Source organism: Sulfitobacter noctilucicola, assembly GCF_000622385.1.
GTDB classification, from domain to species: Bacteria; Pseudomonadota; Alphaproteobacteria; order Rhodobacterales; family Rhodobacteraceae; genus Sulfitobacter; species Sulfitobacter noctilucicola.
Window position 1 is genome coordinate 2020163 of the sequence record NZ_JASD01000008.1, and the last position, 24846, is coordinate 2045008.

Sequence of the window (24846 nt, forward strand, 5' to 3'; positions counted from 1 at the left end):
TTACAGCCCGTTGAAGAAGCGCTGCATACGGTCCATCGCATCCGTCAGGACATCCATCTCCGCACATCCGAAGCACACACGCAGATGTCCTTCGCCCGCGTCACCATAGAAACTGCCCGCTTCGACGACGACACCTGTTTCCTGTAGCAGCTTGTCCGCACAGTCTTGGGCGTTCAGGCCTGTGGCGGTAATATTGGGAAAGGCGTAGATCGTCCCCTCCACCGGTGCGCAGGTCACGCCGGGCATTTGGTTCAGGCGGGTGACCACCAGATCACGCCGCTCCCGATCCCTTGAGACCATGTCAGACAGGATCGCCGGATCACCGGTCAGTGCGGCGAGGGCACCGTGCTGAACGAATGTGTTCACATGGGTGACTTCATTAGTTGTAATCTTCATCATCGGCCCGATCAGCGCCGCATCTGCCACGATATAGCCCAATCGCCATCCATCCATCGCATAGGCCTTGGTAAAGGCGCACATTGTTACCGTGCGTTGCTTCATCCCCGGCAATGACGCGATAGAGATGTGGCTGGCGGCGTCATAGGTGATTTCTTCGTAAACTTCATCGGACAGGATCAGCAGATCATGCTCCTGCGCCAGATCAGCCAATACTTGCAATTCATCACGGCTATAGACGCGGCCTGTAGGGTTGCAGGGGTTGATTAATGCGATGGCGCGGGTTTGTGGGGTGATCAACGGCTCGATCAATGCACGGTTGATGGAAAAGTTGTCAGATGCGTCGAGTGGAGCGATGGTAACTTTCGCGCCCGCAAGTTCCGCCTTGCCGATATGTTGGGGGTAGTAGGGGGCGAGCAACAGGCATTCGTCACCTTCATCAAGGAAAGCCATGAATGCGGCAAAGGAAGCCTGTGTGAGCCCATTGGTCACGATCACTTCGTCAGGCGTAACATCCACATTGTTCTGGCGGCGCATTTTGTCAGCGATTGCGTTGCGCAAATCAGGAATCCCTTGCAGGTCTGAATAATGCACATGTCCGGCCTGAAGCGCGGCGATGGTCGCGTCCTTGATATGTTGCGGCGTATCTTCGGCAGGCATACCTAGCTCCAGATGAATCAAATCGCCCTCCATCCCGACGGCTTTGGCAAACATGCCAAAGTTCTTTGGCGAGGTATCAGTGATGCGGCGGGCAGGACGGATCGGCATGTGGTTTCCTTGCAAGGGTAGATATGTGCGTTTACATATAAATTTGGATAACGTGGCCAGTAGCGGAATGCCACATGAAAAGGGGTAGGACATGAGCAAAATCGCAGTGGTCACTGGTGCAGCAGGCGGTATGGGGCGTGCAATCACAGCTCAATTGATGGGAGACGGCTACCATGTCGTGGGGCTCGATGTGGCGGAGGATGGACTTGCTGACATGGCCGCTGATGGATTTACCGCAATGGTGGTCGATCTGATGGATGCGGGTGCGATCCGCGCCGCCTTTGACCAGATCGGGGATGCGCACGGGGGCGTCGATGCTTTGGTCAACAATGCCGGCACCTGCTTTATGTCCGAGTTTCCGGATATTCCCGAAGACGAGTTCGAGCGGCAGATGGCGCTCAACTTCTCGGCGGCCTTCCATTGCTGCCAGGCCGCGATCAAACTCATGCAAGGTCGCGAAGGCGTGCGCAAAATCGTTAACATAAGCTCTAACGGTGCGTACAACTTCGACGTGTTTGATCCACCGCATTACCGCGCTTCGAAAGCGGCGCTTGATAACCTGACCAAAGACCTTGCCCGCCGGTATGCACAAGACAAGATCACAGCCAATTCCATTGCCCCCGCGATGACAGAGACTCCTTTATTTAATGTGCTGACCGAAGACGTATTGGCAAATGCTGTCGCGCAGATGCCTCACGGCCGCGCAATGCAACCATCAGAGATCGCCGCATGGGTGGGTTTCTTGATGTCTCCTGCCGGAGAAGTGTCGAGCGGGAATGTCATTATATTGAACCAGGGGCGTGATGTGCGTTGACGATGTGACCGTGCAATGCGCACTGGCTTATTGGAACCAATGCGGTGCTTTCTTTAACTCCGGCCATTGCTCCGGCGAATGGCCAAAGATCACAAAGGCGTCTCGTGCTTTTGCGAGTGCCATCAATCTGTCGCCGTGATGGATCGCCAGATCATCGTCCCATGATCCGGCGAATTTCTCGTCTATCTCAGATGCGCGGCTGATTGCATCAGAGGTCAGCATTATCCAGCCCGTCTGGGGTAGCCTGACCATAAACGCCAATTGGCCCGGCGCGTGGCCCGGACAATGCAGTACCTCAAAGCCGTCACCGATGGAGGTATCCTCAGTTAGCTCGATATAGTCACGCGCGGGCCATTCCATCGCCTGCTTGCCGGACCAATAAAGCGGGCGGGGCAGGGCTCGTTCATCAGCCGAGATCAGGATAGGTGCCTGCGGATACCCCGCCATGTCGCCGACGTGGTCGATGTGCGTGTGGCTCTGGATCATTAAAGTGACATCCGATTTCACCAGCCCCAGAAGCGCCAGTTGCGCTTCCGGCAAATTGTCATAGGTGACGCTCAACACCCTGCCGAAACTGCCAAGCTCATCTTCTGCTGTGGCGGCATCTGCATCCACAGCATATTTTGCGGGAAAACCTGTGTCGATCAGCACGACCTCATCTGCTTCGGTCTCGACCACAAAACCGCAGATGCCGATGGTGCGCGGCCCTGCGTGTACTTCAAACAGACCGTAATCCAGTACGGCCAGACGTTTCGGTTTGCCCTTAAGGGAGACTTGGGTACTCATGCGGGCATAGGAGAGGGGAGGCGGGATGAAAGTCAAGATACACACGCTGTTTCAATATCTACTTGAGACAACAGACGCTGCACCGGAGGCAATCGTCGGGTTCTCTTTGTCGGAATCGCCCGTGCTGGGGGATTACCTTGATGATCTAGACCCGAACCAATCGCTCGACTGGAACGGTAGGGATTTTCGCGGTCTGCCGGAATTGCGCGACCATGTTTTGCGGCAGTCAGGATTGCAGGGATTATGCGCGGCCAAAGATGTCCTGATTACCGCTGGTGCGGCAGAAGCGAACTATCTCGCGATAATGCAACTCCTCCAGCCCGACGACGAGATTGTCATCGAGACACCGGGCTGGCCGCAAGCCGAAGTGTTGGCCAAAGCCATCGGAGCGAAGATCATCAAGTTGCAGCGACGCGAGGCAGACAATTGGGCGCTGCCGCTGGATCAGCTTGCCGATGCGGTCACATCCAAAACGAAGATGATCTTTGTCACAAACCCGAATAACCCGACGGGGGATCTGCTTGACGAGAACGCGATCAAAGAACTGGTACGTATCGCAGACCGCGTTGGCGCGTGGTTGTTGGTAGATGAGGTATACGCCGGGCTTGAATGGGACGGGCCCCGCGCGCCATCTGTGGCGGGACTATATAGCAGGGGCATCACGACAGGTTCGGTAAGCAAGGCGCTGGGCTTGCAAGGGTTGCGCACTGGCTGGCTGATCTGTCCTGATCCCGATTTGATTATGGACGCGGTCATCCTGCGCGAGAATTCATCAGAGATCATGAATATAATGGGAGAAGCGATCGCCGAGATCGCGCTTCGCCCAGAGCGCTACAACAAGGCTATGGATAAGGCGCGCAGTGAAGGTGCTGCCAACCTCGACCAACTGAACCGTTGGATCGCTGATACGCCACAACTGGAGTGGGTGGCACCACGCGCGGGTCTGATCGGACTGGGCCGCCTGCCCAAGGGAACGCACAGCGATGCGTTCGCGAGCTTCCTGTTAGAGGAACCGTACAAGACGTTCATTCTACCGGGGTCCGCATATGAGCAGCCAGAGCACATTCGTTTGGGGGTAGGGGGCGGCGCAGGCGTAAACCTTCTGGATGGTTTGGACCGTCTTTCGCAGGCATTGAGGGACTGGAAGGGGGGCTGAAGGCCAAATTGATTCCATGATTCAGGCAAATCGACCAAAAGAACCCTAAAATATCGGAAAGGGGGGACATCTTCACCGACTGGTCGGCTTTGGGCCGCAATTTCTTACAAATTTATTGCCCAGCACTGCAGATCAGATGAATTTGCGGGAATGGCCCTATTTTATTGGCTTAAACGAAGGATTTCTCACTCCCATACCGTCCCCGAACTGACTTCCGGATAGGCGATTTCAAAGTTTTTGAACTTTTCTGACTGATTTTTTCAAAAAAGGGTTGCGGCCCTCCGACCATAAGTCTAGAGAACAATTCTACTCAGTAAGGCAGACGCCAAGCGGGTAGCAGCGAAGGTCTTCAGGGACACAAGCTGATAAGAAATTCAGAGGTAGTGAGGCGGGGCGCGCCGAATGTTTAGGGCGCATCCAGTTTCTTTTGTCTCTACGTTGTTTGAAAATTTGATATCTGAAGAGATATGTGGGCGGTTTGGTTCATTCGATGGATCAACGTCTGTATATCGCGCTAATAGGCTTCGGCCGATGATTTAGTGTCAGCTTCACTGTTTGAGTGGCTTTCGGTTACTTTGGTAACTTTAAGTACATCAAACAGAAAGACGCCATATGATTTCAGTAAGGTCATATGGTCGATGTGCAGAGGTTCGACGTCAAGGATATGATGGTAACATCATTTCAACTTGAGAGTTTGATCCTGGCTCAGAACGAACGCTGGCGGCAGGCCTAACACATGCAAGTCGAGCGCACCCTTCGGGGCGAGCGGCGGACGGGTTAGTAACGCGTGGGAACGTACCCTTGTCTACGGAATAGCCATTGGAAACGATGAGTAATACCGTATACGCCCTTCGGGGGAAAGATTTATCGGACAAGGATCGGCCCGCGTTAGATTAGATAGTTGGTGGGGTAATGGCCTACCAAGTCTACGATCTATAGCTGGTTTTAGAGGATGATCAGCAACACTGGGACTGAGACACGGCCCAGACTCCTACGGGAGGCAGCAGTGGGGAATCTTAGACAATGGGCGCAAGCCTGATCTAGCCATGCCGCGTGTGTGATGAAGGCCTTAGGGTCGTAAAGCACTTTCGCCAGAGATGATAATGACAGTATCTGGTAAAGAAACCCCGGCTAACTCCGTGCCAGCAGCCGCGGTAATACGGAGGGGGTTAGCGTTGTTCGGAATTACTGGGCGTAAAGCGTACGTAGGCGGATCAGAAAGTAGGGGGTGAAATCCCGAGGCTCAACCTCGGAACTGCCTCCTAAACTCCTGGTCTTGAGTTCGAGAGAGGTGAGTGGAATTCCAAGTGTAGAGGTGAAATTCGTAGATATTTGGAGGAACACCAGTGGCGAAGGCGGCTCACTGGCTCGATACTGACGCTGAGGTACGAAAGTGTGGGGAGCAAACAGGATTAGATACCCTGGTAGTCCACACCGTAAACGATGAATGCCAGTCGTCGGGCAGTATACTGTTCGGTGACACACCTAACGGATTAAGCATTCCGCCTGGGGAGTACGGTCGCAAGATTAAAACTCAAAGGAATTGACGGGGGCCCGCACAAGCGGTGGAGCATGTGGTTTAATTCGAAGCAACGCGCAGAACCTTACCAACCCTTGACATCCTGTGCCACTACCAGAGATGGTACGTTCCCTTCGGGGACGCAGTGACAGGTGCTGCATGGCTGTCGTCAGCTCGTGTCGTGAGATGTTCGGTTAAGTCCGGCAACGAGCGCAACCCACATCTTTAGTTGCCATCAGTTCGGCTGGGCACTCTAAAGAAACTGCCCGTGATAAGCGGGAGGAAGGTGTGGATGACGTCAAGTCCTCATGGCCCTTACGGGTTGGGCTACACACGTGCTACAATGGCAGTGACAATGGGTTAATCCCCAAAAGCTGTCTCAGTTCGGATTGGGGTCTGCAACTCGACCCCATGAAGTCGGAATCGCTAGTAATCGTGTAACAGCATGACACGGTGAATACGTTCCCGGGCCTTGTACACACCGCCCGTCACACCATGGGAGTTGGTTCTACCCGACGACGCTGCGCTAACCTTCGGGGGGCAGGCGGCCACGGTAGGATCAGCGACTGGGGTGAAGTCGTAACAAGGTAGCCGTAGGGGAACCTGCGGCTGGATCACCTCCTTTCTAAGGATGTTCCTAGCAGCATGAACTTGTTCATACTCGTGGAACACTTAGCAGGTCAGTAAACAAAACTGACCATATTTAGGGACATCTTCGGATGTCACCTACGGACCGAGCCGTCCTCATATCTCTTCAGCAAGCGTCTCACGCAGTGAGGCGCGTCGCCCTGGCAGTGTCTTTGCGTAGCAAAGATCACGAGAAGGGTTGCAATGGTTACGACCCCGTGGCGCACCTTGCGCATTGCTTCGCAATACGCTGTATGCGCGACGTCGATTTTGCTTAGCAAAATCAACTGGGTCGGTAGCTCAGGTGGTTAGAGCGCACGCCTGATAAGCGTGAGGTCGGAGGTTCAAGTCCTCCTCGACCCACCAAGACATTTTGCCGGAGGCAAAAGTCGTTGGCCAGGCAGTGTCTTCGCGAAGCGGAGATCACGAGATGGCCTCTGGCGCAACTCGCGCATTGCTTCGCAATACGCTGTTTGCGCGACGTCGATTTTGCTTTGCAAAATCAACTGGGGCCTTAGCTCAGCTGGGAGAGCGCCTGATTTGCATTCAGGAGGTCAGGAGTTCGATCCTCCTAGGCTCCACCAAGATTTTCCTTCGGAAAGGCATCGGTGGCAATTGCTACAAAGTAGCGATGAGAACCATTACTTAGTAGAACACATCTTCAAGCATTCGCTGAATGTTTGAACGTCTGTTCTACAGACGAATTGACATCGTAAAGAGAGATACAGTTACTTTGAGAGTAATCTTAAAGTAACAAACAACACTGTTTGATCGCACCGAGTAGGGTGATTGATCTCAGTTGCTGCTTCTTTTGAAGCCGGTGCTTATCGGACTGTTTCCTCGGTCTTTTAGGCATATCGCGACTGAAACGAACGTGTTGTCCAAGTCAAGTACACTAACCAGAGAGATGACGGTGTTTGCCCGCACGGCTGACACCTATCTGCATCTCTCGTTGTCCACTCGAATGAGTGGGCGGGAAAAAGTATGCTTTTGACCAGAATAAGGGCCCCCAGTTTCTTACCAGCTTCTGAGGGTCGCGCATGCCTTCTGTCTTATGCAGCAACGTTGGTTGCGGGTGTAAATAGCCCTCAAGTAGCGAAGCGGTAGGGCGTTAAGGAAGTCTTGCTTTTTCTGGATCAAATCAAGCGCGAAAAGGGCGTTTGGTGAATGCCTTGGCAGTAAGAGGCGATGAAAGACGTGATACTCTGCGATAAGCCATGGGGAGCTGAGAATAAGCTTTGATCCATGGATTTCTGAATGGGGCAACCCACCTGATACTTTGTTATTATTGCTCAGCAATGAGCAGCTAATAATGAGGTAAACCAGGTATTTCTAGACTGAATATATAGGTTTAGAAAAGCAAACCCGGGGAACTGAAACATCTAAGTACCCGGAGGAAAGGAAATCAATTGATACTCCCCTAGTAGCGGCGAGCGAACGGGGACCAGCCGAGCCATGAGTGTGGTTAGAATGCGTTGGAATGCGCAACCAGAGTGGGTGATAGTCCCGTATAAGAAGCATGATTGGACGTATTAAGTAGGGCGGAACACGTGAAATTCTGTCTGAAGATCGGAGGACCACCTTCGAAGGCTAAGTACTCCTTACTGACCGATAGTGAACCAGTACCGTGAGGGAAAGGTGAAAAGCACCCCGACGAGGGGAGTGAAACAGTACCTGAAACCGAACGCCTACAATCAGTTGGAGGGGCTTTACGCCCTGACAGCGTACCTTTTGTATAATGGGTCATCGACTTGGTCTCACGAGCAAGCTTAAGCCGTTAGGTGTAGGCGTAGCGAAAGCGAGTCTTAATAGGGCGTTGAGTTCGTGGGATCAGACCCGAAACCGAGTGATCTAGGCATGGCCAGGTTGAAGGTAAGGTAACACTTACTGGAGGACCGAACCCACATCTGTTGAAAAAGATCGGGATGAGCTGTGCCTAGGGGTGAAAGGCCAATCAAACTCGGAGATAGCTGGTTCTCTGCGAAATCTATTTAGGTAGAGCGTCATCCGAATACCCTCGGGGGTAGAGCACTGGATGGGTAATGGGGCCCCACAGGCTTACTGATCCTAACCAAACTCCGAATACCGAGGAGTACTAGATGGCAGACACACGGCGAATGCTAACGTCCGTCGTGAAGAGGGAAACAACCCTGACCTCCAGCTAAGGCCCCTAATTCATGGCTAAGTGGGAAAGCAGGTGAGACGACCAAAACAACCAGGAGGTTGGCTTAGAAGCAGCCATCCTTTAAAGATAGCGTAACAGCTCACTGGTCTAAATAAGTTGTCTTGCGGCGAAGATGTAACGGGGCTCAAGCCATGAGCCGAAGCTGAGGATGCATTTATTGCATGGTAGCAGAGCGTAGTGTGACATAGTTCCATGTGTCCTTATCTTCCCTCGGGAAGAATTGGACACAAGGAGCTTTCTGTGAAGCCGGCGCGTAAGCGATCCGGTGGAGAGATCACTAGTGAGAATGATGACATGAGTAGCGACAAAGAGTGTGAGAAACACTCTCGCCGAAAGTCCAAGGGTTCCTGCTTAAAGCTAATCTGAGCAGGGTAAGCCGACCCCTAAGGCGAGGCCGAAAGGCGTAGTCGATGGGAACCAGGTTAATATTCCTGGGCCAGATGGAAGTGACGGATCTCGAGGGTAGTTCATCCTTATCGGATTGAATGGGCTGCTTAGAGGTTCCTGGAAATAGCTCCATCGCTAGATCGTACCCTAAACCGACACAGGTGGACTGGTAGAGAATACCAAGGCGCTTGAGAGAACTATGTTGAAGGAACTCGGCAAAATACCTCCGTAAGTTCGCGAGAAGGAGGCCCGGTTCCTAGGCAACTAGGGGCTGGGGGCACAAACCAGGGGGTGGCGACTGTTTATTAAAAACACAGGGCTCTGCGAAGTCGCAAGACGACGTATAGGGTCTGACGCCTGCCCGGTGCCTGAAGGTTAAAAGGAGGGGTGAGAGCTCTGAATTGAAGCCCAGGTAAACGGCGGCCGTAACTATAACGGTCCTAAGGTAGCGAAATTCCTTGTCGGGTAAGTTCCGACCTGCACGAATGGCGTAACGACTTCCCCGCTGTCTCCAACATAGACTCAGCGAAATTGAATTACCTGTCAAGATGCAGGTTTCCCGCGGTTAGACGGAAAGACCCCGTGCACCTTTACTACAGCTTCACACTGGCATTAGGCCGAACATGTGCAGGATAGGTGGTGGGCTTTGAAACCGGAACGCCAGTTTCGGTGGAGCCTCCCTTGAGATACCACCCTTGTTCTGCTTGATGTCTAACCGCGGTCCGTTATCCGGATCCGGGACCCTGTGTGGCGGGTAGTTTGACTGGGGCGGTCGCCTCCTAAATCGTAACGGAGGCGCGCGAAGGTTGGCTCAGAGCGGTCGGAAATCGCTCGTTGAGTGCAATGGCAGAAGCCAGCCTGACTGCGAGACTGACAAGTCGAGCAGAGTCGAAAGACGGCCATAGTGATCCGGTGGTCCCAAGTGGGAGGGCCATCGCTCAACGGATAAAAGGTACGCCGGGGATAACAGGCTGATACTGCCCAAGAGTCCATATCGACGGCAGTGTTTGGCACCTCGATGTCGGCTCATCTCATCCTGGGGCTGGAGCAGGTCCCAAGGGTACGGCTGTTCGCCGTTTAAAGAGGTACGTGAGCTGGGTTTAGAACGTCGTGAGACAGTTCGGTCCCTATCTTCCGTGGGTGTAGGATACTTGAGAGGAGTTGCCCCTAGTACGAGAGGACCGGGGTGAACGATCCACTGGTGGACCAGTTGTTATGCCAATAGCAGTGCTGGGTAGCTATGATCGGACAGGATAACCGCTGAAGGCATCTAAGCGGGAAGCCCCCCTCAAAACAAGGTATCCCTGAGAGCCGAGGTAGACCACCTCGTCGATAGGCCAGAGATGTAAGCGTAGTAATACGTTCAGTTGACTGGTACTAATTGCTCGATAGGCTTGATTTGATCCAGTAGAAGCAAGATTCTACAGACTTATCAAAAAGCATACACAGTACATTAGATGTACATGACTTGGACATTCAGAGAATTTATTCGGTTTGGTGATCATAGCGAGAGCAAAACACCTGGTCCCATCCCGAACCCAGCCGTTAAGTGCCTTAGCGCCGATGGTACTGCGTCTTAAGACGTGGGAGAGTAGGTCATCGCCAAACCTAATAAGTCCTCTGAATACGTATCTCTCTTCGATGTTCAATAGGCCTCCAGTACTACATACCTGAAGGCAAAAAAGACGCAGGACAGAGCAACCCGCGCCTTAAAAACAAACCTCGTCAGGCTCATAACCTGAAATCTCGAGGTCGCTCAGCGCTTTGGCGCGGGATGGAGCAGCCCGGTAGCTCGTCAGGCTCATAACCTGAAGGTCGTAGGTTCAAATCCTACTCCCGCAACCAATTACAAAATCATTAAATGATATCCTAACTCGCCCGGTTCCAATGTAATGCAACGCGGCTTTGGCCCGATTGTGACGAGCGGGCTTGAATGCGGCTTTCAAAGGGTACTGCTAAGCCCTCCTATTCGGGCATTGATGGTAAGCGTCTGAACCGCGCCGGGTTTGCCGGAGGCTCCAACTCCTGAGTAGGATGGAGCATCATGAGCAAGACAACGAACAAATTTTCCCCCGAAGTGCGTGAACGCGCAGTGCGACTGGTCTTCGACAATGAGGGGCAGCATGGATCGCGTTGGCAAGCGATCATGTCGAAACGATCAACGGCCTGTTCAAAGCTGAGGTCATCCACCGTCGCGGCCCGTGGCGCAGTTTCGAGGCCGTCGAATACGCGACACTCGAATGGGCAGACTGGTTCAACAACCGCCGCCTGCTCGAGCCTATCGGAAACATCCCGCCCGCAGAAGCCGAAGCAAACTTCTACGCAGCTCTGGAAACTGAACCCGTGGCCGCGTAACTAACCGAAATCAGCCTCCGGCAAACCCGGCGCGGTTCACCGAGCCAATTGCGCCCCTGTCAGCGCGATCTTGCCCTCTTTTGCAGAGGGCCACACGAACCGACCCTTCTCCAAGCGCTTGCTGAAAACGCAGGCACCTTGTCCGTCCCACCAAATGATTTTGATGAGATCACCGCGACGACCACGAAAGACGAACAGGTGCCCGGTGAATGGATCCTGATTCAGCGTTTGTTCGGCCTGCGCCGCAAGCGTCGTGAACCCGCGCCGCATGTCGGTCACACCGGCTGCCAGCCAGACAAGCGTGTTCGCGGGAACAGGGATCATGTAGAAAGACCACGGATCAGCCGGGCCAACGCCTCGGGATCATAGCTGCCGACAATCCTCAGCTGATGACCGCCGGCGATATCGATCTCAATCGCACTTTGCGGGGGCTTGGTGTCAGTCGTCGAGGCCGTGTCTTTGGCCGGGGTGCGGTCGACAATCTCGACGGGAAGAAAGCATGGCGTCTCAGCAACCTCACCTTCAATGATCTCCGGGTCAGGCGCAAACTTGGGATCACGTAGCAATTTGTGGATCAGGTTGGTGTTCATCGCATACCGCCGCGCAACCTGCGCTACTGAAACACCCGGCGCGCAGGTTTGCGCGCAGATCGACACCTTCTCCTCATCCGACCAGAACCGCTTCTTCTGACCCTTCTTGCCCGCCATATCCGTCCTCAAGATGTCCACTATCAATGGTGGACACTTATCAACACACTCTATGGCGCGTCAGTGCAGGCAGGCCGGACGCTTACCATTGATGCGCCGTATTATCGCGTTGTTTCCTCAGCGACTGACACATAAAGTCAGCTGTGAAAGTAAGCACACAGACCAATGGATGGCAGGGATGATCAAGCCGGTAGATAAATCTGGAACCCACGATGTTCCCGGGGCAGTCGAAGACAGCCTGCGCCACGCGATTTCGCCTATCGAGGAAATCATCGAAGAAGCCCGCAATGGCCGGCTTGTCATCCTTGTCGATCACGAGGACCGCGAAAACGAGGGCGATCTCTACATTCCTGCCGAAAAATGCAAGCCCGACGCCGTTAATTTTATGGCGACGCATGGACGCGGGCTTATTTGTCTGACGCTCACATCCGACCGCGTTGATGCTCTTGGCCTACCGCCAATGGCGCGCGCGAATTCGATGCGGCATGAAACGGCATTCACGGTCTCCATTGAGGCGCGTGAGGGCGTTACGACGGGCATTTCTGCCTACGACCGTGCCACAACCATTGCCGTCGCAATCGACCCAGAAAAAGGTGCGCAAGATCTGGCATCTCCTGGCCATATCTTCCCTCTTCGTGCGCGTGATGGGGGTGTCCTAGTGCGCGCAGGACATACAGAAGCAGCCGTTGACGTTTCGCGTCTTGCAGGGTTGAACCCGTCGGGCGTCATTTGCGAGATTATGAATGATGACGGCCACATGTCCCATCTGCCCGAACTGATAGAATTCGGCAAAAAGCATGGGCTTAAGATCGGCGCGATCTCTGATCTCATCGCTTACCGTCGTCGTCACGATAATCTGATCAGTGAAACCCATTCGCAAACGGTAACTTCCGCTTTTGGCGGGGAATGGATGATGCGCGTTTTCACCGATCAGGCAGAAGGAATCGAACATGTCGTTTTGACCAAAGGCGACATCACAACGCCGGAACCGGTCCTTGTGCGCACCCATGCGCTCAGGGTGCTGGACGACGTGCTGGGGATCAATAACGATGCGACCGGTGAGCTGAACCGCGCAATGGAAATCGTCGCGGAAGAGGGCCGAGGTGCTGTCTGTTTGTTTCGAGACCCACATGTGAAACTCATCCGTGAAGAAGATACTGGCCCCCGAACGATCAAACAGATTGGTCTTGGCGCGCAAATCTTGTCCTCGATGGGTTTGCACGAGCTGGTCCTGCTGACGGACAATCCCCAGACGCGTTACGTCGGCTTGGACGCATATGACCTACATATCGTCGGCACGCGTCAAATTACGAAAGCCTGAAAATTACCAGCGCCGCAGCAGCGCAGGCAGAGCGAAACTGCGAGACAGATACCGGACTCCGGTTTCGAAGGGAGACTACGATCCCTCGAAATTTCGGCTACTGGGGGAAGATGGAGGCGAGTACCGGAATCGAACCGGTGTACACGGATTTGCAATCCGCTGCGTAACCACTCCGCCAACTCGCCGACCTTGTGGTTTTTGCTTGCTAACTGATCCCAGAGACCGCCGCAAGCGGGATGATGCTTGAAAGTGCGACAAGTGGGCGTTGCTGAGCCTTGCGCAATGTGGCACATCTGACAAATAAGAATCTGAACGGATGAGTCTAGCTGATGAGTGATTTCACCACACGCCGCACGATGATGGTAGATACACAGGTCCGCCCCTCGGACGTTACCAAATTCCCGATCATTGATGCCATGTTGACTGTGCCGCGCGAGCAGTTCGTACCTGCGACCCAACGTGAAGCCGCCTACATGGGCGAAAACCTTGATCTGGGGCAGGGGCGCGTCCTGCTTGAGCCGCGTACATTGGCGAAAATGCTGGACGTTCTTGCGATCAACAACAACGAGCTTGTTCTCGATATCGGGTGTGCGATGGGATACTCTGCCGCAGTTGTCGCGCGTATGGCCGAGGCTGTTGTGGCTTTGGAAGAAGACGAGGCTATGGCGAAAGAGGCGCAGGATGCGCTGATGGACGCCGGTGCCGACAATGTATTGATGCACGTGGGGCCGCTGGCCGAAGGTGCTGCCGCGCATGGGCCTTATGATGTGATCCTGATTGAAGGTGGCGTCAGCGAGGTGCCGCATAGCATTCTGGACCAGCTCAAGGATGGCGGGCGAATCGCTGCTTTGTTTATGGATGGCGCTTTGGGCGAAGTTCGGGTCGGGTACAAGCGCGGCACAGATGTCAGCTGGCGCATGGCGTTCAATGCCGCTGCGCCTGTTCTGGAAGACTTCAAGAGACAGGCCGCTTTCGAGCTCTAGGCCGGCGTCGCTCAAACGCGACACAGCACTACAACAGGAAAGAGGTCAAAGACCCATGGTAGTCCAGAAAATCACATTAGTTTTGCGGATGGGCGTTGCTGCCTGCGTTGTAATGGCCGGCGTTGCTTTGCCGCGCACCGGAACAGCTGATACGCTCGCTGATGCGCTGGTTGGGGCTTACACCCATTCCGGTCTGTTGCAGCAGAACAGGGCTCTGTTGCGGGCTGCGGACGAGGATGTCGCGGCAGCGGTTGCAACATTGAAACCGGTCCTGTCATGGTCAGCTAGCCTTACCCAGACATACGGTACAGTGCGCACAGCGTCTTCCGTCAACAGCTTTAACAACGATAGCCTTAGTGCTGCGGTCGGCTTGGCCGCGTCTTTGGTGCTTTATGATTTCGGGTCTCGGGCTTTCCGCGTCGAAGCAGCGAAAGAAACAGTTTTGGCAACGCGTGAGGCGCTGATCGACATCGAGCAGCAGGTATTGTTGCGTGCGGTTCAGGCCTATATGGGCGTGATCGAAGCGTCGGAATTTGTGGCGCTGCGTGAAAACAACGTCCGATTGCTGACGGAAGAACAACGCGCGGCCAATGACCGTTTCGAAGTGGGTGAAGTCACCCGCACGGACGTGGCGCTTGCGCAGGCTCAACTTGCGCAAGCAAGAAGCGGTCTTGCGGCAGCGCGCGGTCAATTGATCAGCGCGACAGAAGAATACCGCAACGTCGTGGGTCGCGCACCCGGTCGGTTGCGTCAGCCTCCCGGTCTGCCTGCCATTGAGGATAGTGTTGACGCGGCAAAAGCAATCGCAGTGCGCAGACACCCGTCCATGCTTAGCGCTCAGCGTCAGGTCGCCGCGGCGGATTTGCTGGTGCAGGCGACTGCGGCAGATATGAAGCCGACCATCAGTCTGACGGGCCGTTTGACCGCAACTGAGAGCCTGAGCTCGAGTGATTTCAATCGCGGCGGCAGTGTTGGCCTTGAGGCCGGTCAGACCATCTATCAAGGCGGTGCCTTGTCCGCGAGCAATCGGCAGGCGCAAGCCCGCGCAGATGCACAGCGCGGTAATTTGCATGTGGTGCGTCATGCTGTGCAGCAGGATGTGGGCAATGCCTATGCTACTTTGACGACGGTTCAGGCACAGCTTGCCGCATCCGAACGTCAGGTGCGTGCTGCGCGTATCGCGTTCCGTGGTATCCGCGAGGAAGCCACACTTGGTGCGCGGACTACTCTGGACGTGCTTGATGCTGAACAGGCGCTGCTGGATGCCCAGTCTTTGCAGGTTTCTGCCCGTGCGAGCCTTTATTTTGCAGCTTACTCGATCCTTGCATCTACCGGGCGCCTGACGGCAAAAGACTTGCAGCTTCCGGTTCAGATTTACGATCCGACAGAGTACTATAATCTGGTAAAAGACAGCCCTGCAAAACGCTCAAAAGAGGGCCAGAAGCTGGACCGTGTGTTGCGGGCGCTGCAAAAAGACTGACAAATTTTCACCAACCATTGATGGAATCTCTGTTAAGAGCTACCCTGAGCGTGAGAGAAAGAGTGGTAATTAACAATGTCCGACCCGGTTACGAATGCTGAGGTAGAGGATGTTCTGTCTTCGATCCGTCGTCTGGTATCAGAAGACAAGCGTCCCGTTCAGGCACCCAAAGCTGACTTGCGCAACGATAGACTGGTGCTGACGCCCGCTTTGCGCGTCACCACACCTAATGAGACACCTGCTGAGCAGGCGTCGCATGATGCGGTATCTGCTCAGTCACCAGATGTCGCTGAACGTTCCGAGATGTCGATCAGCAGTCTCGTTTCTGATGATGAAGCAATTGATACTTACGTGCCTGCGCATGAAGATGTAGATGATTCCGACCCGACCGAGGTTTCCGATATGTCGGCGACCGAAGACGAGTCGCTTTTCGACGATCCGGCACAGGATTACGCTGACGATCCATATCAGTTTGATGACGATGACAACATCGATGGTGAGGAAGAGATCAGCGTCCATACTTCGCCGGATGATTACGACTTCGGTGGGGCGCGCGACGACGCAAATACCGAGCGTGATTTGTCAGAAGCCGTGCTGCTGAGCGCGGAACTAAAAGAATCCGAGATGCACGATGCGGTTTCTGAGGGAGAAATCCACGCTGAAGGTCAGAGCGACGACTTGCACACCGAAGGGGCACAGCGCGCAGATATGCTTGCGGATGAAGAGCATGTCCAAACGGACGATCATGCCGAGGCTGCAAAGCAGGACGGTCAGACTGATGACACGCAAGCGCACGTCGAAAAGTCTGCTGCTCTGACGGCAAAGATTGCAGCGCTGGAAACGGCGATCGGGCAAATCTCTGATACCTGGGAACCGGACGAAGCGGGTGACGGCGATTATGCCGGTACTGAGCCGGACACAATGGAGTGGGAGGATGACACCCAGTCCGCAGAAGAGTTTTTCCGTCCGCCGAACGATGAAGCGGATACTTTAGAAGGTCAGAACACGAAAGAAGTTCAGGACGACCATCGCGAAGCGGAAGGTGCTGCCCGACAAAATGACGGATCAGACGATCAGCCGATGATGGCAGGAGCTGCTGGAAAACCCTCAGATGCGAAGATTGATCTAGGCGAAGAAGAGCAACTGCTGGATGAAGACGCTTTGCGTGATTTAATCAGCGACATTGTGCGTGCCGAGTTACAAGGTGCTCTGGGTGAGCGGATCACGCGTAACGTGCGCAAGCTGGTACGACGTGAAATTCACCGTGCGTTGACCGCTCAGGATCTGGAATAGCGCTTCAGCCTCAAACCTCTTTGGCAAGTGCCAACAGCTGATCGATGTCGAAGTAACGTTCCATATGCAACGCCAATGCGTCAAGGGCGTCTTCGACGCCTGCTTCGAAGTTCAACTGCGATCCCGCACCGAGTTGCGACAGGAATACTGCCCGAAACGCGTCTGCATTAAACAGCCCATGCATATAGCATCCGCGTACGAGGCCGTCTTTGCTGGTAGCGCCCTCCGGCTTGCCGTCAAAACGCAACCAAGCGCGCTCGGTGTCAGGTCCGCTCGTTTCTCCGATATGGATTTCGTAGCCGGAAAGCTCAGTTCCGCTTTCTGGATGGACGCCGGTCTTTAGGGACAAATGCTTGATCGGAGCCATTACCGTATGGATATCAAGATGTCCTAGCCCTGTAACGGTTCCCGGCTCTCCTTCGATCCCATCGGGGTCTGCAATGGTCTTTCCCAGCATCTGATAGCCGCCGCACAAGCCCAGAACCTGACCGCCCCGCCGAGTATGCGCGGCGATGTCGATATCCCATCCTTCGGCCCTCAGCGCCGCCAGATCGGCGATCGTCGCTTTGCTTCCGACAAGCAGGATTAGATCGGCATCCGCAGGCAACGGCTGGCCCGGCATGATGATGCGGAGGTCCACGCCCGGCTCGGCTGCAAGTGGATCGAGATCGTCAAAGTTTGAAATGCGCGGAAGGCGCGGCACGGCAATCACACATCCCGCACCTTTCGATCGTGCGCGGGCAGGCAGGTCCATCACATCCTCTGCGGGCAAGCGGTGCGCTGCATCAAACCAAGGAATGACGCCAAGGCTGGGCCATCCGGTGCGCGCCACAATGTCATCGCGTCCGGCGTCAAACAGGCTGCGGTCCCCGCGAAACTTGTTCACGGCAAAACCGCAAACCAGTGCGTTGTCGGTGGAATCTAGCACTGCTTGCGTGCCGACAATCTGTGCAATCACACCACCGCGGTCGATGTCGCCCATCAGAACAACGGGTACCTGGGCGGCACCAGCAAAGCCCATGTTTGCGATATCCCCGCTGCGCAGGTTTGTCTCTGCAGGGCTGCCGGCACCTTCGATGATGATGAGATCGCATCCGGCTGCAAGCCTTTGAAACGACTGAAGAACCGCAGGCATCAGTGCGGACTTGTTCCTGCCAAAAGCTGCGGCTTCCTGATGGCCTGCGATCTGGCCCTGCACGATCACCTGCGCACCGGTCGCGGATTGTGGCTTGAGAAGGATGGGGTTCATGTCGGTGTGCGGTGGTACACCCGCAGCGCGCGCCTGTAGCGCCTGCGCGCGACCGATTTCGCCGCCGTCCTCGGTCACGGCCGCGTTGTTCGACATGTTCTGTGGCTTGAAGGGGCGCACGTTCAAGCCGCGTTTAACACATGCGCGGATCAGCCCTGCCACGATCATGGACTTTCCGACATTGCTGCCGGTGCCTTGTATCATAATCGCTTTTGTCATCTGTTGAGCCTTGCGCAGTTTGCTGCAAACTGGCGCAAATAAAGACCCGGTGAAAGGCCATTTATGCAAAGGGATCAGTTGCCAAGGCGGTTAGCCCCATGAATACCCCTGCGCATCTGCTGATTGGCGCTGCAGTCTTTGGGAAGCGCGGCGAACGCCAATTGGTTTGGGCGGCTTTGGCCGGTGCCTTGCTGCCAGATCTGTCACTATACGTATTGGCAGGTGTCTCTATGCATCTGCTCAACATCCCGCCTCGAGTGGTGTTTGACGAGCTTTATTTCTCGGACCTTTGGCAGGCGGTCTTTGCCGTCGATAATTCGTTTATCGTCTGGGGGGCTTTGTTTGTGCTGGCCCTTTGGCGGCAAAGCCGATGGGCAATGGCGCTCACAGGGGCGGCGCTGTTGCATCTGGCTTTGGACTTCCCACTTCACCACGACGATGGAAGGCCACATCTATGGCCGATGACGGATTGGATATTCGAAAGCCCGATCAGCTATTGGGACCGTGCGCATGGTGCGCTTTGGATCGCACCGGTCGAAGCTACAGTTGCTCTGATCTGCGGGGGTGTCATTTTGATGCGCCGGCCCGGTTGGTGGCTCGGCCTTCTCACTATTGCGTTGGTCGCGGCGGAATTGATGGTTGCCCGGATATGGATGTTCGTGTTCGCAGGCGGGTAGGGTGCCATTCACGCATAAAAAAACGCAGCCCGTAGGCTGCGTTGATTTTACCCTCAAAAGGGAATGGTTATGCAGCTTCAGCCTGCTGCGCGGCGTGACGACGCTCGGATTCTTCGCGCGACAACGCAACAGATGTCCGCACACCTTTGCCAACAAAATCCATCAAACCTGATACCACACGCTCGTTGGGGTCGATCCCGGCGCAGCTCAGCACTTCGCGGCCATCGCGGGAGCGGGCCCAGCGGGCGATCTGCTCTGGTCCGTTGCCATATTTCTTGTCGTCGGCGATTGCATCATCCAAGGCAGCCAGTACCACAGCTGCGAAAAGTTTGCGGGCCCGATTTCCTTGCTCGTTATTGAAAGCGGTGCCATCAACGAAATCTCTCATCTCGTCGTCCTTTCTGTTATTCTTGCTCTTGTCATTTCGGCGTGGAGTTCCTTATGACCGATATCCTTCGATTCGGATACTACTTTATTGCATGGGTCCTATGCAGATATCGCATACCGAATAACGACATCTGGTTGGCTTGCAGGGTCCCATTCTCCCAGATATAGGTCCCGTTATACATTCATCAACCTTTTGCCATGGTTTTGCCACAATGCCCAAAATTAACGGAAATGAAATTCGCCCCGGTAACGTTCTGGAGCACAACGGCGGCCTCTGGGCTGCGGTCAAAGTCGACCATGTAAAGCCGGGCAAAGGGGGTGCCTTTGCTCAGGTCGAGATGCGCAACCTGCGCAACGGATCAAAGCTCAATGAACGCTTCCGTTCAGCTGACAAGGTAGAGCGTGTACGCCTTGAGCAGAAGGATCAGCAATTTCTCTATGAAGACAGTGGGATGCTGGTGCTGATGGACACTGATACATATGATCAGGTGCAGCTTTCAGCCGAGCTCTTGGGTGAACGTCGTCCGTTCCTGCAAGACGGTATGATGGTCGTTGTCGAATACCACGGAGATGAGCCGCTCAATGCGTCTTTGCCTCAGAAAGTGGTGTGCAAGGTTGTCGAAACCGAGCCTGTCGTGAAAGGTCAGACTGCTGCGAACTCGTTCAAACCGGCCGTTCTGGACAACGGCGTTAAGGTTTCCGTGCCACCGTTTGTGGGGCAAGATGAAGACATCGTGGTGAACACAGAGACAATGGAATACGTGGAGCGCGCTTGATTTCGGCCACAAAGACCCTTTCAGTTGACGCCAAGTAATCTTTCGTTAACTGTCTTGAAGACCTTCAAGCCCTGCCGTGTGCAGGGCTTTTTGATTCAACTTTAAAGACTTTTCTTTTCAGGTCTCCATGAAACCTTGGCCGAACCGGCCTCCATCGGGCCTGATGCGCGGTCGAATCGCAGATAAGCGATGCCTTGGTCCCCGCTCTGGGTGAACAAAACGCCCGCTGCTTTCCCGTTGCTGAGCAATTCGGACCCGACAGGCGCAGTACCTTTGACATCTACGCGGGCCAACCCCTTGCGCAGTTCGGTCTTGTGCTTCATCCGTGCGGTCACTTCCTGACCTACATAACAGCCTTTGCGGAAATCGACCCCACCAAGACGCTCAAACCCCGCCTCAAGAATGAAGGTATCGGGCGTCAGCTCGATACCGGTTTCCGGCACTAAATGCGCCACGCGCAGTGCCTCCCAATCGGTGTCGTCTTCCGTCTGCTCGCTATCGCGATAGGCCCGCCAGCCAAGGGCAGATTCACGTGGATCGGCAAAGCCATCTTCGGGGACCTCTCCCAAGCCACGGTGCAGATGAAGCGGAACTGTCTCTATCGTGACATCGGCCCTCAGCTTGTACATCGAGAGACGCTGTGTGACCAAATCACCTAATTCATCCGCTACGTCGAGGAGGACCGTGTCCCCGTCCGGCAGCAGAAAGAAATCCGCCATGTATTTGCCCTGTGGTGTCAGCAGCGCTGCATAGACGGCACCGCTTTCCAGCTTGGACACGTCATTGGTGACCAGTCCTTGCAGAAAATCGCGGGTGTCAGCCCCGCTGAGACGCAGAATGCGGCGTTTGGTCATGGGTTCTGTCCTTTTCCGGCTTCTTTGCGATATAGTGGTGTCACGCCAGACCAAAAGGGGCAAGCATGCCTGCGCCGATCACAATTATCATACCGACCCTCAACGCCGAGAGTTCATTACCCGACTGCCTAACCGCACTGATGGAAGGGCTGGAGGCGGGATTAATCCGTGAGTTGGTCATTTCCGATGGTGGGTCACAGGATGCAACGGGTGTCATCGCTCAGGCTTGGGGTGCCATAGTTATCGAAGGGTCGGCCACACGCGGCGGCCAACTTCGTCGGGGATGTGACGTGGCCAAAGGCGATTGGTTATTGGTGCTGCATGCTGACACTGTGTTGCAGCCGGGATGGACCAAAGAGGTGCAAGCACATCTGTCAAAGCGCGATCGCGCGGCTTGGTTCCATCTCCGGTTTGATCGCACAGGGATCGGCGCGCAGGTCGTTGCGGGCTGGGCCAACCTGCGGAGCCGGTTCGGACTACCCTATGGCGATCAGGGGCTCCTTATTTCGTCAAGCCTCTATGCCCGCGTCGGGGGATATCCCGATGTGCCGTTGATGGAAGATGTTGCACTGGCGCGCGCGCTCAAAGGTCGCCTTGTTGGGCTTGATGTTGTGGCACAAACCAGCGCCGATAAATACGCAAGGCAGGGGTGGATTAAACGGGGGGTGCGCAACCTTTGGACCCTTGGCCGCTATTTCGCAGGGGCGGACACGACGAAGCTCTCTGAAAGCTACCGCCGCTAGCGGCCTAAAAGGCGGTTGAAGAAACCGCCTGCTTTCGCGTGTTGGCTCGCAACAGGTGTCGGTGCATTGCCCTTGAATTGCAGTTGATACAGCTCGGCATAGGCACCGCCTTGTGCAAGCAGGCCCTCGTGCGTTCCTTCTTCAACCACGCGGCCACGATCCATTACCACGATATGGTCTGCATTGCGAATTGTCGCCAGACGGTGCGCGATCACGATCGTAGTGCGCCCTTTGGACAATCGATCCAGCGCTGTTTGCACGGTCTGCTCCGACTGTGCATCAAGCGCACTTGTGGCCTCGTCCAGCAACAGGATCGGCGTATCACGCAACAGGGCGCGGGCGATCACAACACGCTGGCGCTGTCCACCCGAAAGAGCAGATCCTCGGGGTCCGACCAGTGTTTCCAGACCTTTGTCGAGCTTTGGTAGGAAATCGGACACATGCGCCGCATCTAACACTTCTTTAAGACGGGCGTCCGTGACGTCCGTGCGTCCCAGAAGTATGTTTTCCCGCAGCGTATCATCAAACAAGAGTGCTTCTTGCGTCACCACAGAGAACAGCTTTCGCAGATCGGCCAACCGCATTTCCGTGGTCGCAACGCCGCCCAGAGTGGCAGAGCCTTTCTGGGCGTCGATCAGGCGGGTCAGCACGTTAAATACAGTCGACTTTCCCGCACCAGAAGCCCCCACGAGGGCGGTCGTCTGACCGGCTTTGGCGGTGAAAGATAAACGGTCCAACACGCGGGTTTCGCCATAGGAAAGGTCGACATCAGTCAGTTTTATCTCTGGCGTGCCAACGGGCGCAGTGACAGGCTTTGCAGGATCTTTCAGGTGTACGGGTGCATCCAGCAATTCGCGAATGCGCTCTAGCGCCGCCGCTGCGATCTGCCATAGCCCGGCCATACCGCCCAGACGCCGTAAGGGACTGAACGCAAACCCCATCGCCGTGAAGAACGTCATGAATTGGCCGATGGTCTTATCGCCCGAGATAATCTCGGATCCGCCGTAAAGGATCACTGCCATGAAACCGAGACCGGAGAGTATATCGACCATGCCGGGAATGGCCGAGTTCCCAAAGGCTGCACGCACTTCGGTGTCGATAAATCGTCCCGTCAGATCGCGGTACTGGCGCGTTTGGTACGCTTCAAGCGCATTCAGTTTGACCTGAACGATACCATGAAACACCTCGTCCAGTCGCGTCGCCAGATCAGCACCAAGGTCTCGCGCTTCGCGGGCGCGTTTGCGCACAAAGCGTTGCGCCATCGCGGCGGGCAGCACCATAACCGGAATGCCCACACAAGCGAGCAGCGCCCACACCGGATCAATAGAGATGGCCACACCGAGTAGAACCAGAAGCCCGATAAAGTCGCGCCCCGCGCCGGTGATAACCGCCCGCCAGACATCGCCAACTGCATTCACATCCGACTGCACACGTTGGATCAGAAAGCCTGGCGGATGGCTTTGGTGAAAGGCCCCGTCCTGCTTCATCATCCGTTCTAACAGGTCAATGCGCATATCTGCTGCCGTGCGCTGGGCAACCTTTGTCAGCAATACCTTCTGACTGACGCCCGCGATGGCGCGCAGCACGAAAATCCCGATCAGCGTGAGGCCCACCCAGATCAGCGCATCTTCCTGTCCTGCCACAAACACCCGGTCGAACATCGGCTCCATCAGGCGGGCTAGCGCACCGAGTGTGCTGCCTTCAATCACCATGAAAACTACAGCAAGCGTCATGAGCCAGATGTGTTTCTTGAGGTAATCGCGCCACAGCCAACCCATCAGATCGCGAGACGTGTAGGTCTGGTCATTCATCGCCGGATTTACCTTCGGTTGCTCAGGATCAAGCTACCTCTACGCATTCGGCCGGAACAGGGCAAGGCAGGGCCGATCCGGTGTTGACGCGACTGTGCCCAAGCCTAGTGTCGGCACTACCACTTCATTGAAAGGTCAGGTCCATGACACAACCGACATCGCTTGCGCAGGGGCGCTCTTATCTTGCCATTCCCGGTCCCTCTGTAATGCCCGATGCGGTCCTGCGTGCCATGCACCGTGCTGCGCCCAATATTTACGCTGGCGAACTGGTGGAAATGATGCCAGGGATCACAGCTGATCTCAAACGGGTGGCGCGTACCAAGCATCACGTGGCGATGTATACAGGGAACGGCCATGCCGCTTGGGAAGCATCGCTGTCCAACATCCTTTCGCCGGGCGACAAGGTGCTTGTTCCGGCTACAGGGCGCTTTGGCATCGGTTGGGGGCAAACGGCAGCCGCACTGGGTGCCGACGTCGAGACAATCGATTTTGGCAAGCAAAGCCCGATGGATATGGACCGGATCGCACAGGCGCTGGCGGCTGACAAAAATCACGCCATCAAGGCGGTTCTCGCCGTACATGTCGATACGTCAACATCGATCCGAAACGATATCAAATCCTTGCGCGAAGTTCTGGATGCTGCGGGTCACCCCGCATTGCTGATGGCCGATTGCATCGCATCCTTGGGCTGTGATCGCTTTGAGATGGACGCATGGGGCGTCGATGTCATGGTGACGGGGTGCCAGAAAGGGCTGATGGTGCCGCCAGGCATGTCATTTGTTTTCTTCAATGACCGCGCCGAAGAAGCCCGCGCCAAGATGGAGCGCGTCAGCTGGTACTGGGATTGGACACCACGGGCCCATGCAACAGAGTTCTTTCAGTACCATGGTGGCACGGCACCGACACACCACCTGTACGGATTGCGCACCGCACTTGATATGATCCACGAAGAAGGGATCGAGCAGGTCTGGGCCCGCCACAGCGTTTTGGCCCGCGCGATCTGGGCCGCTTGCGAGGCATGGAGCACCGCTGGTACCTTTGGAATGAACGTGGCCGATCCTGCGCATCGCAGCAACGCTGTTACCTCGTTGCGGCTTCAGTCCCCGCAAGCGACCGAACTGCGCGACTGGGTTGAAAAAGAGCTTGGTCTTACGCTGGGCATTGGCCTTGGCATGGCAGAACCGGGCGATCCTTCATGGCACGGTTTTTTCCGTCTGGGTCACATGGGGCATGTGAACGGTCAGATGGTGATGGGAATGCTGGGCGGCATTGAAAGCGGCCTACGGGCGCTCAAGATCGATCATGGTACCGGTGCGCTGGACGCCGCTGCACAAGTAATTGCAACGGGGTAGG

At 55.3% G+C, this 24846-nt stretch carries 17 protein-coding genes, 4 tRNA genes, 3 rRNA genes and 2 pseudogenes; 17 read left to right on the plus strand and 9 right to left on the minus strand.

Translation table 11 applies throughout. The annotated features are described in order from the left end of the window. Positions 1 to 1164 carry a pyridoxal phosphate-dependent aminotransferase gene (locus Z946_RS0113545; protein WP_025056274.1) on the minus strand — a complete coding sequence of 388 codons (1164 nt, stop codon included), beginning with the start codon at positions 1162 to 1164 and terminating at the stop codon, positions 1 to 3. A gap of 91 nt (positions 1165 to 1255) precedes the next feature. Between Z946_RS0113545 and Z946_RS0113550 the strand changes: the two genes are divergently transcribed. Then, positions 1256 to 1978: an SDR family NAD(P)-dependent oxidoreductase gene (locus Z946_RS0113550; protein ID WP_025056275.1), complete on the plus strand. Its 723-nt coding sequence runs from the start codon at positions 1256 to 1258 to the stop codon at positions 1976 to 1978. A gap of 27 nt (positions 1979 to 2005) precedes the next feature. Here Z946_RS0113550 and Z946_RS0113555 read toward each other — a convergent pair whose 3' ends face one another. Beyond that, positions 2006 to 2764 carry an MBL fold metallo-hydrolase gene (locus tag Z946_RS0113555; protein ID WP_025056276.1) on the minus strand — a complete coding sequence of 253 codons (759 nt, stop codon included), beginning with the start codon at positions 2762 to 2764 and terminating at the stop codon, positions 2006 to 2008. 25 nt (positions 2765 to 2789) lie between these two features. On the opposite strand from Z946_RS0113555, the gene Z946_RS0113560 reads away from it, so the two are divergent. From Z946_RS0113560 to Z946_RS20730, 8 genes and pseudogenes are all read left to right on the plus strand, one after another. Beyond that, positions 2790 to 3920: a pyridoxal phosphate-dependent aminotransferase gene (locus tag Z946_RS0113560; protein WP_025056277.1), complete on the plus strand. Its 1131-nt coding sequence runs from the start codon at positions 2790 to 2792 to the stop codon at positions 3918 to 3920. 682 nt (positions 3921 to 4602) lie between these two features. Then, positions 4603 to 6064: ribosomal RNA gene (locus Z946_RS0113565) — 16S ribosomal RNA — on the plus strand. A 291-nt stretch (positions 6065 to 6355) separates the two neighbouring features. Further along, positions 6356 to 6432: transfer RNA gene (locus Z946_RS0113570), tRNA-Ile, on the plus strand. Positions 6433 to 6574: 142 nt separating this feature from the next. Then, a tRNA-Ala gene (locus tag Z946_RS0113575) sits at positions 6575 to 6650 on the plus strand. A gap of 555 nt (positions 6651 to 7205) precedes the next feature. Then, a 23S ribosomal RNA gene (locus Z946_RS0113580) occupies positions 7206 to 10040 on the plus strand. Positions 10041 to 10131: 91 nt separating this feature from the next. After that, positions 10132 to 10246 (plus strand): 5S ribosomal RNA (gene rrf / locus Z946_RS0113585). Together the 16S, 23S and 5S rRNA genes with 3 tRNA genes alongside form the textbook arrangement of a ribosomal RNA operon. A 160-nt stretch (positions 10247 to 10406) precedes the next feature. Next, positions 10407 to 10483 (plus strand) — tRNA-Met (locus Z946_RS0113590). A 306-nt stretch (positions 10484 to 10789) separates the two neighbouring features. After that, a pseudogene (locus tag Z946_RS20730) lies at positions 10790 to 10993 on the plus strand (IS3 family transposase); the annotation flags it as partial. Positions 10994 to 11035: 42 nt separating this feature from the next. Here the strand turns inward: Z946_RS20730 and tnpB are convergent. Further along, positions 11036 to 11317 (minus strand): annotated as a pseudogene (tnpB, locus tag Z946_RS0113600) (IS66 family insertion sequence element accessory protein TnpB); the annotation flags it as partial. Further along, positions 11314 to 11700, minus strand: coding sequence for an IS66-like element accessory protein TnpA (gene tnpA / locus Z946_RS0113605; RefSeq protein WP_025056279.1), 387 nt, complete (start codon positions 11698 to 11700; stop codon positions 11314 to 11316). The gene tnpA and the pseudogene tnpB, both read right to left, overlap by 4 nt. 178 nt (positions 11701 to 11878) lie before the next feature. Here tnpA and ribB point away from each other — a divergent pair, with 178 nt between their 5' ends. Further along, positions 11879 to 13021, plus strand: a complete 1143-nt coding sequence (gene ribB / locus Z946_RS0113610; protein ID WP_025056280.1) for a 3,4-dihydroxy-2-butanone-4-phosphate synthase — start codon at positions 11879 to 11881, stop codon at positions 13019 to 13021. Between the two features lie 111 nt (positions 13022 to 13132). Here ribB and Z946_RS0113615 read toward each other — a convergent pair. Next, positions 13133 to 13206: transfer RNA gene (locus Z946_RS0113615), tRNA-Cys, on the minus strand. 144 nt (positions 13207 to 13350) lie between these two features. Here Z946_RS0113615 and Z946_RS0113620 point away from each other — a divergent pair. From Z946_RS0113620 to Z946_RS21525, 3 genes are all read left to right on the plus strand, one after another. After that, positions 13351 to 14004 carry a protein-L-isoaspartate O-methyltransferase family protein gene (locus Z946_RS0113620; RefSeq protein WP_025056281.1) on the plus strand — a complete coding sequence of 218 codons (654 nt, stop codon included), beginning with the start codon at positions 13351 to 13353 and terminating at the stop codon, positions 14002 to 14004. A gap of 55 nt (positions 14005 to 14059) precedes the next feature. Further along, positions 14060 to 15484: a TolC family outer membrane protein gene (locus Z946_RS0113625; protein ID WP_025056282.1), complete on the plus strand. Its 1425-nt coding sequence runs from the start codon at positions 14060 to 14062 to the stop codon at positions 15482 to 15484. A gap of 75 nt (positions 15485 to 15559) precedes the next feature. After that, positions 15560 to 16777 (plus strand): putative sodium/potassium/calcium exchanger, encoded by a 1218-nt coding sequence (locus Z946_RS21525; RefSeq protein ID WP_025056283.1) that lies wholly within the window; start codon positions 15560 to 15562, stop codon positions 16775 to 16777. 10 nt (positions 16778 to 16787) lie between these two features. Here the strand turns inward: Z946_RS21525 and Z946_RS0113635 are convergent, their stop codons facing one another. After that, on the minus strand, positions 16788 to 18245 hold the full coding sequence (locus Z946_RS0113635; protein WP_025056284.1) for a cobyric acid synthase: 1458 nt from the start codon (positions 18243 to 18245) through the stop codon (positions 16788 to 16790). Between the two features lie 98 nt (positions 18246 to 18343). Here Z946_RS0113635 and Z946_RS0113640 point away from each other — a divergent pair, with 98 nt between their 5' ends. Next, entirely contained in the window at positions 18344 to 18922 is a 579-nt protein-coding gene (locus Z946_RS0113640; RefSeq protein ID WP_025056285.1) for a hypothetical protein, read from the plus strand. 67 nt (positions 18923 to 18989) lie between these two features. Here Z946_RS0113640 and Z946_RS0113645 read toward each other — a convergent pair whose 3' ends face one another. After that, a complete protein-coding gene (locus tag Z946_RS0113645) occupies positions 18990 to 19310 on the minus strand; it encodes a DUF6280 family protein (RefSeq protein WP_025056286.1) in 321 nt (106 codons plus the stop codon). A 211-nt stretch (positions 19311 to 19521) separates the two neighbouring features. Here Z946_RS0113645 and efp point away from each other — a divergent pair, with 211 nt between their 5' ends. Next, a complete protein-coding gene (gene efp / locus Z946_RS0113655) occupies positions 19522 to 20085 on the plus strand; it encodes an elongation factor P (RefSeq protein WP_025056287.1) in 564 nt (187 codons plus the stop codon). Between the two features lie 101 nt (positions 20086 to 20186). Here efp and ygfZ read toward each other — a convergent pair whose 3' ends face one another. Beyond that, positions 20187 to 20939, minus strand: a complete 753-nt coding sequence (ygfZ, locus tag Z946_RS0113660; RefSeq protein WP_025056288.1) for a CAF17-like 4Fe-4S cluster assembly/insertion protein YgfZ — start codon at positions 20937 to 20939, stop codon at positions 20187 to 20189. Between the two features lie 65 nt (positions 20940 to 21004). On the opposite strand from ygfZ, the gene Z946_RS0113665 reads away from it, so the two are divergent. Then, positions 21005 to 21682 (plus strand): TIGR04283 family arsenosugar biosynthesis glycosyltransferase, encoded by a 678-nt coding sequence (locus tag Z946_RS0113665; RefSeq protein ID WP_025056289.1) that lies wholly within the window; start codon positions 21005 to 21007, stop codon positions 21680 to 21682. Here the strand turns inward: Z946_RS0113665 and Z946_RS0113670 are convergent. Further along, complete coding sequence (locus tag Z946_RS0113670; RefSeq protein ID WP_025056290.1) at positions 21679 to 23493, minus strand: ABC transporter ATP-binding protein; 1815 nt, start codon at positions 23491 to 23493, stop codon at positions 21679 to 21681. The two genes, Z946_RS0113665 and Z946_RS0113670, sit on opposite strands and share 4 nt — an antisense overlap. A 143-nt stretch (positions 23494 to 23636) precedes the next feature. On the opposite strand from Z946_RS0113670, the gene Z946_RS0113675 reads away from it, so the two are divergent. After that, positions 23637 to 24845 (plus strand): pyridoxal-phosphate-dependent aminotransferase family protein, encoded by a 1209-nt coding sequence (locus Z946_RS0113675; protein WP_025056291.1) that lies wholly within the window; start codon positions 23637 to 23639, stop codon positions 24843 to 24845. Position 24846: the final 1 nt, after the last annotated feature.

Coding starts and splice junctions, on each gene's coding strand:
- Z946_RS21525 (WP_025056283.1), top strand. CDS start 15,560: ATGTCCGACCCGGTTACGAATGCTGAGGTAGAGGATGTTCTGTCTTCG.
- Z946_RS0113665 (WP_025056289.1), top strand. CDS start 21,005: ATGCCTGCGCCGATCACAATTATCATACCGACCCTCAACGCCGAGAGT.
- Z946_RS0113640 (WP_025056285.1), top strand. CDS start 18,344: ATGAATACCCCTGCGCATCTGCTGATTGGCGCTGCAGTCTTTGGGAAG.
- tnpA (WP_025056279.1), bottom strand. CDS start 11,700: ATGGCGGGCAAGAAGGGTCAGAAGAAGCGGTTCTGGTCGGATGAGGAG.
- efp (WP_025056287.1), top strand. CDS start 19,522: ATGCCCAAAATTAACGGAAATGAAATTCGCCCCGGTAACGTTCTGGAG.
- Z946_RS0113560 (WP_025056277.1), top strand. CDS start 2,790: ATGAAAGTCAAGATACACACGCTGTTTCAATATCTACTTGAGACAACA.
- Z946_RS0113635 (WP_025056284.1), bottom strand. CDS start 18,245: ATGACAAAAGCGATTATGATACAAGGCACCGGCAGCAATGTCGGAAAG.
- Z946_RS0113620 (WP_025056281.1), top strand. CDS start 13,351: ATGAGTGATTTCACCACACGCCGCACGATGATGGTAGATACACAGGTC.
- ygfZ (WP_025056288.1), bottom strand. CDS start 20,939: ATGACCAAACGCCGCATTCTGCGTCTCAGCGGGGCTGACACCCGCGAT.
- Z946_RS0113555 (WP_025056276.1), bottom strand. CDS start 2,764: ATGAGTACCCAAGTCTCCCTTAAGGGCAAACCGAAACGTCTGGCCGTA.
- Z946_RS0113545 (WP_025056274.1), bottom strand. CDS start 1,164: ATGCCGATCCGTCCTGCCCGCCGCATCACTGATACCTCGCCAAAGAAC.
- Z946_RS0113670 (WP_025056290.1), bottom strand. CDS start 23,493: ATGAATGACCAGACCTACACGTCTCGCGATCTGATGGGTTGGCTGTGG.
- ribB (WP_025056280.1), top strand. CDS start 11,879: ATGATCAAGCCGGTAGATAAATCTGGAACCCACGATGTTCCCGGGGCA.
- Z946_RS0113675 (WP_025056291.1), top strand. CDS start 23,637: ATGACACAACCGACATCGCTTGCGCAGGGGCGCTCTTATCTTGCCATT.
- Z946_RS0113550 (WP_025056275.1), top strand. CDS start 1,256: ATGAGCAAAATCGCAGTGGTCACTGGTGCAGCAGGCGGTATGGGGCGT.
- Z946_RS0113645 (WP_025056286.1), bottom strand. CDS start 19,310: ATGAGAGATTTCGTTGATGGCACCGCTTTCAATAACGAGCAAGGAAAT.
- Z946_RS0113625 (WP_025056282.1), top strand. CDS start 14,060: ATGGTAGTCCAGAAAATCACATTAGTTTTGCGGATGGGCGTTGCTGCC.